Annotated in this window: 12 protein-coding genes; 4 read left to right on the top strand and 8 right to left on the bottom strand. The window is 50.6% G+C overall.

All coding sequences use genetic code 11. The features are described 5' to 3' along the window. Window positions 1-10 precede the first annotated feature (10 nt). From SPM24T3_RS07485 to SPM24T3_RS07475, 3 genes are read left to right on the top strand one after another with little or no spacing between them, the layout of a single operon-like run. Window positions 11-1,009: a 1-aminocyclopropane-1-carboxylate deaminase/D-cysteine desulfhydrase gene (locus tag SPM24T3_RS07485; RefSeq protein ID WP_009636121.1), complete on the top strand. Its 999-nt coding sequence runs from the start codon at window positions 11-13 to the stop codon at window positions 1,007-1,009. Next, a complete protein-coding gene (locus SPM24T3_RS07480; protein ID WP_009636120.1) occupies window positions 1,010-2,014 on the top strand; it encodes an ornithine cyclodeaminase in 1,005 nt (334 codons plus the stop codon). It abuts the gene before it with no gap. Between the two features lie 4 nt (window positions 2,015-2,018). Next, on the top strand, window positions 2,019-2,840 hold the full coding sequence (locus tag SPM24T3_RS07475; protein ID WP_009636119.1) for a sulfurtransferase: 822 nt from the start codon (window positions 2,019-2,021) through the stop codon (window positions 2,838-2,840). Here the strand turns inward: SPM24T3_RS07475 and SPM24T3_RS07470 are convergent. The 3 genes from SPM24T3_RS07470 to SPM24T3_RS07460 all read right to left on the bottom strand — a co-directional run bounded on the left by SPM24T3_RS07470 (window position 2,837) and on the right by SPM24T3_RS07460 (window position 5,887). Next, window positions 2,837-4,477, bottom strand: coding sequence for an ABC transporter ATP-binding protein (locus tag SPM24T3_RS07470; RefSeq protein WP_009636118.1), 1,641 nt, complete (start codon window positions 4,475-4,477; stop codon window positions 2,837-2,839). The genes SPM24T3_RS07475 and SPM24T3_RS07470 overlap by 4 nt on opposite strands. Before the next feature lie 115 nt (window positions 4,478-4,592). Next, a complete protein-coding gene (locus SPM24T3_RS07465) occupies window positions 4,593-5,330 on the bottom strand; it encodes a glycosyltransferase family 25 protein (protein WP_255346514.1) in 738 nt (245 codons plus the stop codon). A 272-nt stretch (window positions 5,331-5,602) separates the two neighbouring features. Next, window positions 5,603-5,887: a hypothetical protein gene (locus tag SPM24T3_RS07460; RefSeq protein WP_009636116.1), complete on the bottom strand. Its 285-nt coding sequence runs from the start codon at window positions 5,885-5,887 to the stop codon at window positions 5,603-5,605. Between the two features lie 401 nt (window positions 5,888-6,288). On the opposite strand from SPM24T3_RS07460, the gene SPM24T3_RS07455 reads away from it, so the two are divergent. Continuing rightward, the gene (locus SPM24T3_RS07455; RefSeq protein ID WP_009636115.1) at window positions 6,289-7,053 is read left to right on the top strand and encodes a 2-phosphosulfolactate phosphatase; all 765 of its coding nucleotides are present in this window, start codon (window positions 6,289-6,291) and stop codon (window positions 7,051-7,053) included. Here SPM24T3_RS07455 and SPM24T3_RS07450 read toward each other — a convergent pair. From SPM24T3_RS07450 to SPM24T3_RS07430, 5 genes are read right to left on the bottom strand one after another with little or no spacing between them, the layout of a single operon-like run. Further along, a complete protein-coding gene (locus tag SPM24T3_RS07450) occupies window positions 6,987-7,937 on the bottom strand; it encodes a metallophosphoesterase (RefSeq protein ID WP_009636114.1) in 951 nt (316 codons plus the stop codon). The genes SPM24T3_RS07455 and SPM24T3_RS07450 overlap by 67 nt on opposite strands. 13 nt (window positions 7,938-7,950) lie before the next feature. Next, on the bottom strand, window positions 7,951-8,793 hold the full coding sequence (locus SPM24T3_RS07445) for a carbohydrate ABC transporter permease (RefSeq protein WP_009636113.1): 843 nt from the start codon (window positions 8,791-8,793) through the stop codon (window positions 7,951-7,953). Next, on the bottom strand, window positions 8,790-9,701 hold the full coding sequence (locus SPM24T3_RS07440; protein WP_009636112.1) for a carbohydrate ABC transporter permease: 912 nt from the start codon (window positions 9,699-9,701) through the stop codon (window positions 8,790-8,792). The genes SPM24T3_RS07445 and SPM24T3_RS07440 overlap by 4 nt, the downstream gene beginning before the upstream one ends. 12 nt (window positions 9,702-9,713) lie before the next feature. After that, on the bottom strand, window positions 9,714-10,994 hold the full coding sequence (locus tag SPM24T3_RS07435; protein WP_009636111.1) for an ABC transporter substrate-binding protein: 1,281 nt from the start codon (window positions 10,992-10,994) through the stop codon (window positions 9,714-9,716). A gap of 48 nt (window positions 10,995-11,042) precedes the next feature. Then, the gene (locus SPM24T3_RS07430; protein ID WP_009636110.1) at window positions 11,043-12,146 is read right to left on the bottom strand and encodes an ABC transporter ATP-binding protein; all 1,104 of its coding nucleotides are present in this window, start codon (window positions 12,144-12,146) and stop codon (window positions 11,043-11,045) included. Between the last annotated feature and the right edge of the window lie 232 nt (window positions 12,147-12,378).

Genomic DNA, 12,378 nt, shown 5'->3' with positions numbered 1-12,378 from the left:
AGTTTTAACAATGAAACACGCCAACGATTTTGAACGAGTTTCGCTAGGTTTTTTTCCTACACCGCTGGAACGTCTCGACACGCTGGGTAACTCGCTGGGAATCAAGCTTGATATCAAACGTGACGACTACACCGGGTTTGGCGGTGGTGGCAACAAGGTCCGCAAGTTGGAGTACCTGATGGCTGAGGCCTGTCGACAGGGAGTCAATGTCGTGATTACCACTGGCGGGCATCAGTCCAACCATGCGCGGATGGTTGCCGCGGCGGCGCGTAAGTTCGGGATGAAGCCGGTGCTGGTATTGCGCGGCAATCAACCTGAGGTCTATCAGGGTAATCTACTGCTGGATAAGCTTTTTGGCGCTGAGCTGGAGTTTCTCGACCCAGACGAATATTTCACGCAAATTGAAGGGGCAATGAACGCCCATGCAGCTGCTGCGAACGCGCGCGGTGAAAAAGCGCTGATCATTCCCCTCGGCGGGGCCACGCCATTGGGCGCTTTAGGCTATGTAAAAGCCATTGAAGAAATGGATGCGCAACTTAAACAGCGAAATCAGCAACCTCCGCAGGTGATCGTTGCGCCCACCGGCTCGGGCGGTACGCTGGCGGGTCTTTACGTCGGGACACGCCAGTTCTGGCCAGAGACTAAAATCGTCGGTATCAGCGTTAGCGCCAAAGCGCCATGGTTTCAGGACAAAATATCTGCCATGGCACAGGACTGCGCCAACCTGCTCGAGTGGCCACAAAGCTGGTCTCCAGAGGATATCTGGATAGAAGACGGCTTTGTCGGAACGGCCTATGGCGTGCCTTCCGACGGCGGTATTGAGGCGATTTACCGCGTTGCACAAGCTGAAGGCGTGTTGCTGGACCCGGTTTATACCGGCAAGGCGATGCACGGATTAATCAGTCTGGTTGAGCAAGGAAAAATTCAGGCTGGATCAAGTGTGATTTTTGTCCACTGCGGCGGTTCTCCGGCACTTTATCCTTTCGCTAAAACTTTGCTGGACCACTAAGTGAGCGCCGGGTTTCGCTATTTAAGTCAGCAAGATGTCGATGCCGCAGGCGGCAATGATGCACATCAGGCTTGGCAAGATGTCTGTGACGTTGTCACCTTAATGCGACAGGGACAGGCAGAAATGCCCGCTGAAACTCATGTCCGGCTTGCAGGCGATCGCGGCAAAGCCTACGCCTTACCGGCTCGTGTCGGCGGTCGCTTCAACGCCGCAGGCGTCAAATGGACGGCTCATCGACCCGATGCAGACGATGGGCTGCCACAGGCCATGGCGCTGACGCTGATTAATCGTGCCGATAATGGCTTACCTTTGGGACTGGTAGAAAGCGGGTCACTGACCGCAGCGCGCACAGCCGCAGTGACTGCCGTCGCCTTGCGTCATGCCGCCCCGCGCAAACTTAAACGCGTGCTGTTACTTGGCGCGGGCGTTCAGGCACGGGCACATTTGCACATGCTGAGTCAGCTTTTCCCCGACCTCCAGCGCGTTGACTGGTGGCATCGAAATCCACAAAAAATAGTGCTGGCGGATTGGTCTGCCACTTGGCCACTGGTGCAACATGCCGAGCTTTCCCCGCTGCTCGCACAAGAATTTGATGCAGTAATAACGTGTACCAGCGCAGCTCAACCGATCGTCGATAGTGCAGTCATCAAACCGGGCAGGCTGGTCGTTCAGGTCGGCTATCACGAAGTCAACTTTGCCGCGATTAAACAAGCTGACCGAGTAGTGGTCGATCTGTGGGGCGATTTTTGTGCAACCAGCGCCAAAAGCCTGTTTCAAATGTATCGCGCCGGTGAGTTTAATGCAGGACAGGTAGACGCCGATTTAAGCAATTTGCTGATAGACGGTTGGCATCCTGCTGCTGACGACTGTGTGTATTTTTCCTCTTTTGGTTTGAACGTGTTTGATATCGCTTTGGCTTCCCGAGTGCTGGCGTGCGCCTCAGACCTGAAACTCGGCACTTTACTGCCGCTTTTTCCCGAAGCGCCTTTTTCTCTGGAAAGTTGAACCCATGCTAATTAACGCAATCGATCTGCTGCAACGAATGAAAACCGGCGAGCAATTTGTTCTGATTGACGTCAGGGAAAAAGCCGACTGGCAGCGGCAAACGTTGCCGGGTGCTTATCATCTCAATGTCTATGAATATTTTATTCCGGACAGCACGGAGTATGGCGTTCAACAAATGGCCAATGCGTTCCATCATGCCTGGCAGCAGTTACTCCTGGGTGACAACGTCACTCCTGTTTTTTTCGAGCAACAGGTGGGCATGCGTTCACCCCGAGGTGCCTGGTTTGCGCTATTTTCCGGGATGGAACAGGCATTGATTCTCGACGGCGGCCTTGATAGCTGGATTGCCGCAGGAGGCGAGGGGTTACCCGGCAATGGCTACAGCGCGACAGTCAGCCCGGAGTATTTTGATAGTTCTACAGTACCCAAGGCGCGGCATCAGCTGGTAGCAACGCGTGAAGAGGTTTTGTCTATACACCAAAATGGCAGCATTTTGGTTGACGCACGCCGCCCCAGCGAGTTCCACGGCAAATTTGCTCATGACTGCTGCCACAGAGCGGGCAGAATACCCGGTGCCGTGCTGTTGTTTTGGGAGGATGTGGTGCAGGATGGCAAGTTTCTTGATCCCGCCGCTTTACGCTGTCTGGCAGAGAAGACAGGATTATCAGCCAATCAAAGAACGGTAATCTATTGCCATCGAGGCGCGCGTGCAGCAACGATTTATGCCGCCCTGAGCCTTGCCGGTTTTAAAAATTTGGCCATCTACGTCGGTTCCTGGCACGAATGGGCCGAGCACCGCGAGCTGCCAATGCTCAGCGATATTTAGCTGGCTTTGCGAAGCAGCAGAGCCTGAGTAATGTCGGGCGCGGCGGCAATCAGTTGCTGGGTATAGGCATGCCGAGGGGCGATAAGTACCTGATCGGTTTCGCCTGTTTCAACTATTTTTCCGTGATACAGCACCACCACGCGGTCGCAAACCTGCTTAACCGCCGCCAGATCATGACTGATAAACAGCACTGTCAGGCCAAGTCGGTGACGCAGGCTATCAAGCAGCGCTAAAACCTGCCCGCGCACCGAGAGGTCGAGTGCAGAAACGGCTTCATCGGCCACCAGCAATTCTGGCTCCAGCGCCAATGCCCGGGCAATAGCGATGCGCTGGCGTTGACCGCCGGAAAAGGCACTGGGCAAACGGCTCGCATGATGTGCTTCCAGCCCCACCAACCTCAACAGTTCCTCGACGCGAGCAGTAATTTTTGCCGGTTCGCATAGTTTATAGACTCGCAGCGGTTCGGCTATCTGCTCACCCACTGTAATTTTGGGATTCAGGCTGGCGTAAGGGTCCTGAAAGATAATCTGCGCCCTTCTGCGCATTTTATGACGCGTCGCTGTATTTGCGCCGTTCAGCAAAATACCATCAAATTCTATTTTACCGCTGTCAGCCTCAATCAGCCCAATAATTGCACGACCCAGCGTAGTCTTGCCTGAACCGGATTCGCCGATCAATCCCAGAATTTCACCACGATGAATATCCAGCGTGGTGGGAAAAAGCACGGTTTGCCGTTTTGCCGCGATAAAAGGCAATCGCTGAGCCTGAGGATAACTTTTAGTCAGCGCAAACAGCCGTATCAAAGGCGTAGCACGACCCGTTTCACCGGCATTAAAGACCGCCTTATTGCGCGGAGCGGGCTGTGAGGCGGCAATCAGCTTTTGGGTGTAAGGCTGCTGCGGTTGAGTAAGCAACTGCTGCACATTGCCCTGTTCGACAATATTGCCCTGATGCATCACGCAGGCGCGATCGGCATAACGAGCCACCAGGCTGAGGTCGTGAGTAATCAGCAGCACGCCCATGTCCATCTCGTTTTGCAAATCCTGTAATAACGACAGAATTTGCGCCTGTATGGTGACATCAAGCGCGGTGGTTGGCTCATCGGCAATCAGCAACAACGGCTTGCAGCTTATGGCGCTGGCGATCATCACTCGCTGACGCATGCCGCCCGAAAGCTGATGAATATACTGTTTTGCGCGACGCTCCGGCTCGAGAATGCCGACTCGGTCAAGCAGAGCCACCGCCTCGCGATACGCCTGCCTCCAGCTAATTTTCCTGTGACGAACCAATACTTCGGCGATCTGTTCCCCGACTTTAAGCACCGGATTCATGCTGGTCATCGGTTCCTGAAAAATCATTCCGAGCTGTTTGCCACGTGCCGAGGCGGCAAAAGGCTGACCAGAGCTGGCAATAATTTTACCGTTCAGGCTGATGCTGCCGGCTTCCATGTCAAGCCCGGCAGGCAAAAGCCCTATCAGCGACAGCGAACTCAGCGTTTTACCGGAACCAGACTCCCCCACCAGCGCAACCATTTCACGGCGATTCACCTGAAAAGAAATGTTGTTGACCAGCGGTGATCCACTGACGGTTTTAATCGTAAGATTCTGAACGTCGAGCAGCGCCGAAGAGATAGCCATAATAGAGTGCCTGAACAATAAACAGACACCAAGAATATATCGTATATCTTATAGCCGCAACCGACATCTCGACGTTATCTAGCTGAATTTAATCTAAGTTAACGCGCCAATCGGCTTATTGGTAGATAACCTTTTGACTAAACTTGTTGCACAGGATCCTGCGCAATCTTTTGAACTGATAGCCGCGGGCCTTTTTCTGTAGCTGATGACGATAGATGCCTCTTTGCAGGGAGTTGATACTTCGATCCTGTTGCAACGTCGATGTCAGGTTTTCGCTGTCGCCATCTTTCACAATATGTGGCACTCGGCAGAAGGTATTAATGCCGTAAAGACGATTGAAATAAACCCACAAATCAGCCTCCCAGCGGATAGGAGTATTAGCATTGATTAATGAACGGGCAGCGCGCTGCGTCACAACGTAGCCCATTGTGGAACTTGCATCACTGATTTTATGGAATATTACCCCTGAACCTAATTCAATCTTTTTATCTTTATAATAAGACTCGGGCGCTGTTAAGAGGTATACGTTATTTTTATTAGCATCAACGTTTAATTCAATTTGCTTTAATAAATTAATTAACTCGCTATCAATACGCGCATCGTCTTCCAGAATTAACGCACAGGCAAGCCCCTCTTCTATGAGGCGCTCATAAACCAGTCGGTGACTAAGAGCACAGCCGATGACACCCAGGGTCATCTTGGAAGCTGGGTAATCGGCCACCTCTTTTTCAAGAAAATCATCAGTTAAATTAACACCTTCGACGGCGTCATAAATTTCTACGTCAAGTTTTAACTCATAACACTGAGCAAGAATTTCTTTACGTCTTTGACTTTGATTGAACAGGCTTATTATAAATATTTTAATTTTACCGACCTCTATTTTAATTTAAATAATCTACGCCCTATCAAAACAGAGAATTAACACCATACAAAATAGTGTTATCGTTTATTTTAATTAAACAGGGAGTTATTCTATACGGCATTATTGCATATACCGAAATAACAAAGAGTATTTTAATTATCCAGAGTAGAATAAAGATCAAAGAAAATCGTTTCTATAAAACAACAAACCCCGCATTTGCGAGGTTTGGCACTACTTCTTAAAATTTACTTAATTCTATGATTTTACATCATGGGTTTGATGTTTTTATCAATTAGCAAATTCGTCTTCTCATCGATCGGTATCTCAGGGCATGCACCACAGTAACCAATCAGATACCAATGTCCATCAGCACATTTTTCCGGGCAGACTTTGTAACGCTCGTTCTGAGCGCCATACAATTCTGCTCTTGCCTGTGCTAACTCACCCGAGTTATCGCCGCGGAAGAACAGGGAAAATTGGTGATTTTCATCGACATGTTTTTGTCCATGGCGGCTTCCGCCCAGAAGTAAATAATGATATTCAGACATTATTTCTCCCTCCTCCTAGCAATTGATTGAATGTCGTTACGGCCCTTTTTCACCTGATGCAAAAATCTTTTAGAACAAACAATCCAGGGCAACGAAGCGCTCAATCAGAAAGCAGCGCCAATTTATGCCCTGTTTAAAAGTATAGGACAGATCACAGTTGCTGAGAGGTCAACCACTACAAACGTGACAGGAATCACGTATTAATTTTGTACTACTGAACTGCTACATACGCAAGTTTTGTTAAACAATTTTAACGTTTATTTTTTACTCAATGGCGTGAGATTCTGCCTACTCTTGATAATCAACAGATTTTTCTGACCATCTCGGCGATTTACACTTGTAATAACCCCGCTGCGGATCAAAAATTCAGCATCCGACTATTAGAAATTCAAGAAATAAAAATGAGTTATTTTTCACAAACTGCTTACGACATTCGTCTTGAATGGGGGCTGGCGGCTGTAGAAAACCTTGCTGCAGACGTGGAGTGCGTGGTGATTATCGACGTTATGTCATTTTCAAGCTGTGTGAGTATTGCCGCCGATCGCGGCGCGCTGCTGTTCCCTTACCCTTGGAAAGACAGTTCGGCGATTGAATATGCGCGGGAAAAGCAGGCTGAGGCCGCGAATTTTGACCGCCGCTTCTCCGGCAAGGGTTTCTCGCTTTCGCCTCATAGCTTATTAAAACTTGAAGCAGGTAAACGGCTGGTGCTGCCATCCCCCAACGGTTCGGCCATTACCTTCAAAGCCAAAGCTGGCAATGCTTCGATTTTTTGCGCCTCGTTGAGAAATTTGCAAGCAACGGCGCAGGCCTGTCAGGCGTTTTCAAACATTCTCATTGTCCCCTGTGGTGAGAAATGGGCCGACGGTACTTTGCGCCCTGCGCTTGAGGATCTTTACGCGGCTGGGGGATTGGCTGCACAGTTGCAGGCATTATCAGCAGAAAAAGCGCTGTCACCAGAAGCTCAGGCCGCCGCCGCGGTTTATCGCGGTACTCCGGCCAATCAGCTTCGCGAATGCGCCTCGGCTCAGGAATTAATTGAACGCGGTTTTGCCGCTGACGTCGAACTCTGCCTTGAAAACGACGTCAGCCCATTAGCCTGTCAGCTTATTGACGATGCTTTTACCGGCATTTCCAGCGGCAAAACGCGACTAATTTCAGGACCATAGCCGTTAATCGTCAGCTCACCGTTTTTCAGCTCGACCATGGCAAAAGGCAGCCTATCCGCGCCGTCTACCATCCCTTTTAACGTAATAAAATCAGTATTTTCGATGCGAGCATAGTTGCCTTCATGGTCATGACCGGCAAAATAGGCACGCACCTGATAGCGGCACAACAGCTCAACCAACTGCTCGCAATTCCACAGGTTGTGTTTGTTCTCGGGAGCCAGCGGATAATGGCCAAAAACCAAAACCGTTTCGCGCTGTTGCTGCGCCTGTTGCAACGCCTGCTCAAGCCAGACCAGCTGTTGGCTGCCGACTGCCCCATTCCAGCTTTGCGCATTGGGCAGTTGCTGCTCCATCAGCTTTGCCAGCGTCTGCTGCGCCTGCTGATGCTCAACACCATTACCTGAATTGCAGTACAGGCTAAGATCGTTGCCATCAATCACAATAAAACGATAGCCCGGCTGGGCAAACTGATAATAACTTTTTGGCAAACCGATAGCAGGCGTTTGCAAAGAGAGATGTTCAGTCAGCACCTGCGCATCATGATTGCCAATCACCACCGCGTGCGGGTGGCGCAGCGCGTCGTACACCGGCAATATGGCATCAAAACTTGCCCAGTCGCGATCGACCAAATCCCCCAGCGTCACCACAAATTCCAACCGATGATCGTTGAGTTCAGTAATCGCCTTGGACAGCTTGCACAGGCTGTTGCGATAAAACCGCGGATGCGTTGCGCTGGGTTCTGCGTCGGCATACTGCGGGTCGGCAATCAGCCCAAAGCGCAGCGTCGTGCTGGAGTGCGGCGTTTCGGCGAGCTTGGGAATCTGGTAGATGGCGCTGACGTTGCCCAGAGCCTGAAGTTGTTCAGCGGTTAGGTGAATAGTCATTTTTTACTCCTACTTAACGGATGCCGGCGCGCATAAACGACTGCACGAACTGACGTTGGAATACCAGGAAAAGTACCAACAGCGGCAAGGATGTCATGATAGTAGCGGCACCGATTAGCGCCCACTGCACGCCCTGCTCCGGTGCGGAAAACAGCTGTAGCCCAACGGTCAAAGGTCTCACCTTTACCGAGTCGGTAATGACCAGCGGCCAGAGAAAATCGTTCCAGTGAAAGCTGATTGAAACCAGCGCAAAAGCGACATAAATCGGTTTCGCCAATGGGATATAAATCCGTCTCAAGATATAAAATCGACTGGCTCCTTCAACAATTGCTGCTTCTTCCAACACCAGCGGGATACTCTTAAACGTCTGACGTAACAGGAAAATGGCAAACGCTGAGGCAAAATACGGCAATCCGATGCCCAATAAACTGTCGCGCAGCCCTAGCGCACCAATAGTTTGATAATTATTAAGGATTAACACATCCGGGCTAATCATCAGTTGCAGCAGAATCAACGAGAAAATGATTCCGGCACCTTTAAGCTTGAAGCGCACCAAGGCATAGGCCGCGAGCGTAGCCAGAATCAGTTGGCAGACCACAATCATTAGCACCAGTAGCGTGGTGTTAAGAAAATAACGACCAAAAGGTGCTGCCTGCCAGGCGTGAATGAAATTTTCAAAAGTTACAGGCGCAAACAGCGAAAAACTGCCCTGTTCCGAGGCGGGATGAATAGCGACCCACAGTGAAACCAAAATCGGCAAAAACCACAGCAGCGCGGCCAGCCAAATGCTCAAATTCAGCAATATTCGGCCAAGGGAAAAAGCGCGCTGCGGGGCAATAGTCATCGTCAGGCTCATTGATAATGCGCTCTCTTGTCCAGCAAATTGAATTTAATTAACGCGATAGTCGCCAGAATCACCAACAGCACGACCGTCATCGCCGAGGCATAGGGCAGATCCCAATAGCTGAACGCGGTCCGATAAATGTAAAACAGCAACAGGCTGGTGCTGTTATCCGGACCACCATTGGTCATGGCAATCACCTGATCGACGATGCGAAAAGCGTTCATTGAGGCATTGATTAAAATAAACAGCGTGGTTGGCATCAGCAGCGGCCACTGGATCCTGCGAAAGAAATACCGTCGCGACGCTCCTTCTATTTCGGCGGCTTCCGCCAACCGTGGATCAATCTGCTGTAACGCGGCCAGATAAAAAATCATAAAGAACCCGGCCTCGCGCCAGATCGAGACGGCCATCAGGCTATACAACGCGGTTTGCGGTTCGCCCAGCCAGTTAACCGCCGGAAGTGAAAACAGTGATAAAAGCTGGTTAAGCAGTCCTAACTGCGGGGTATAAAAAAACAGCCAAAGATTGGCAATCGCCACCATGGGAAGCAACGACGGGATGAAAAAAGCGGCTCGCGTCAGCGCGTTACCGCGCAGGCGTCGATTCACCGCCAGTGCCATCAATAACGCCAATCCAACGGCCAGCGGAATGGTAATGACGGCATAAAGCAGATTATTGCGTAACGATAAAATAAAGGTGTCGTCATCGAGCAATGAACGATAGTTATCCAGCCCGATAAAATGGGCTGGATGGCCGTTACGTGCTGCGCTGAACAAGCTTTCCCACACCGTGGCCAGTGCTGGATAATGAGTAAAGGCAATTAAAAACACCAGCGCGGGTAATACCAGCAAATAACCATAAACCTGTAGCGACAGGCGGTTATTACGCGCTTTGGGCACCACGGCGTGTAACGTGCTCATTAACAGACCTCGTTACTGATAAGGTTTCAACAGACGATCGGCCTGACTCTGCGCCGTTGCCAGTGCCTGCTCAGGCGATTTCGTTTGCGTGACAGCGGCTTCAACCGCGCGATTCAGCAACTCCTGAATCTGCACGCTGTTATAGGTCGAGATTTCTGGCTGCGAATATTTCAGCTGCTCGCGAGCCACCAGTGCCTGTGGAACCCTGGACGAATAGCTTTTCATATTTGCCGTTTCCCATGCCGCAGGCGAGGTTGCTACATAGCCGGTGGCAATACTCCAGCGAGCGGCCTGTTCAGGCGCGGACAACCAACGGATAAACGCCATCGCGGCTTTTTGCTGTTCCGCAGTGGAGTTTTTAAACACATACAAATTGCCACCGCCGGTCGGGCTGCCACGCTGGGTTTTCTCCGGCAACATGGCAACACCGAACGGGAATTTCGCATTGTCGTGAATAGTGGTCAGGTTGCCGGTAGTTGTCACGATCATCGCCGTTTTGCCGTCGATAAAGTCTTGTGGCGTGGTGCTCCAGGCTATCGCTCCTTTTGGCGACACGCCGTATTTTTGGGACAGATCGGTCATCCATTGCAGGGCTTCAACGTTTGACGGCGTGTTGAAAGTCACCGCGGTGCCTTTACCGTTATCCAAATGGCCGCCGTTAGTGGCTGCAACACCTTGGAAGGTCCAGTAACCAATTGGCGTAGAAGGGATTTCAATGCCCCACTGCTTGACTTCGTTACCGTCTTTAATCACCAGCTTTTTGCCAAAATCTTCCACTTCCTGCCAGTTTTTTGGTGCCTGTCCGGCGTTCAGCCCAGCCTTTTCGAACGCCTGTTTGTTCCAGTACATCACGACTGTCGATCTCTGGAACGGAATGCTCCAGACTTTGCCTGCAATATGTCGAATAAAGGCGGGATAGAATCCGTCGATCCAGGCTTTTCCTGCGTCATCGCTGGCCAAATCACTGACTGGAACAATAGCGCCAGCATCAATCAGAGAATACGCCTCAATATCGCCGATCACCGCAATTTGCGGCGCGTTGCCACCGCGAAACGCTGTCAGTGCTTTGGTTACCGTGGTGGCATAGTCGCCGGTATAAACCGGTTGGATACTGATTTCCGGATGGATTTTTTCAAAATCAGCAACCAGTCCATCAACGGTATGAGTAATTTTGCCGCCCACGGCGATCGGATAGTACATCTGCAATTTCACCGGGTCAGCCGCATAGGCGGAGGTCGCCGAAATCAGCAGAACGGCAGTGGCCAAACGGGTCAAGCGCATCGCAACAGACATGTTATTCCCTTGAGTCATTGATAGGGTGTGAAGTAAAAAATTTATAAATTAAACGGCTTGTTTTTCTTTTAGCACCAACACGTTTTCTTCGACGTGAATGCAGCGCTTGCCATTGGCGGTAGAGAAAAAATATTGCGCTGATGTCGGCCAATGCAACCCAACCACGCAGCCTTCGCTCAAGTGGCGCATACCTGGGATCTTGACCGTTAAGCTCTGCTGACTTTGCGCCATTTGGCACACCACCAGCGTATCTGAGCCCATATATTCGTAACTTTTAACTTCAGCTTTAAGCTCGGCATTTTCGGGCGCGCAGAGTTGAATATCCTCGGCGCGCAGGCCAAGACTCAACGTGGAAGCCAAATAGTTCTGCACTAACGGCGTGCCCAAATCACTCAAATAATGGCCTACACCACGACGTTCCAGCGGCAAAATATTCATTGGCGGCGCGCCGATAAACTGCGCAGCAAACACGGTCTGTGGATTGTTATAAAGATTGTCCGGGGTATCTTGCTGTTCAATCCTGCCGTCATTTAACAGGATGATTTTGTCGGCCATACTCATGGCTTCGGTTTGATCGTGAGTGACGTAAATCATGGTCAGACCCAGTTTCTTTTGCAGCGCGCGAATCTCGCGACGCATACTTTGCCGCAGCTTGGCATCAAGGTTAGAAAGGGGTTCGTCCATTAAACACAGCTTGTTGTTGGCAATTACCGCCCGCCCCAAGGCCACACGCTGCTGCTGTCCACCGGAAAGCTGTGAGGGCAGTCTGTCGAGCAGCGTTTCCAGCTCCATCAGCTTTGCCACTTCTTCAAGCCGACGGGCAAAAAGCTGTTTGTTTTCTCCTCGCGCTTTCAGCCCAAACAGCAGGTTTTCGCGCACGTTGAGATGAGGAAAAAGTGCATAAGACTGGAATACCATTGACAGTTTTCGCTGTGACGGACTCAACCGAGTCACGTCACGTTGCTGAAGATGAATCGAACCGCTATCAGCCGACTCAAGTCCGGCAATGGTTCTGAGCATGGTGGACTTTCCGCAGCCAGAAGGCCCAAGCAGAGCAACAAACTCGCCCTCCTGCACCTCAAAACTGATGTCGCCAAGCGCAGTTTTAGTGCCCCATCTCTTGCCAATATTATGAAGTGATAAAAAGCTCATCGGCGTCGCACGTTAGTGAAATGAATAATGGCAATAAGCTATCGAGGTTGGATGACTTTTTTATGACGACGAAATGACGCTTGCGCGATTAAAGGGGATTTTGCTCACAGTTGGAGACAATTAGGACACTTTGCAGTTCAATGAGCATTGCTGGAGTTATGGCAATACATCATCCAGAGCTAAACTCGCCGAAAGGAAAATTCATCATATCTATCAATGTATTGTTTTAAAC

Source organism: Serratia sp. M24T3 (genome assembly GCF_000257645.1).
In the GTDB taxonomy this organism is placed as follows: domain Bacteria; phylum Pseudomonadota; class Gammaproteobacteria; order Enterobacterales; family Enterobacteriaceae; genus Rouxiella.
Note: the sequence above shows the minus strand (reverse complement) of the source record. Positions and strands in the feature narration are given on the sequence as shown.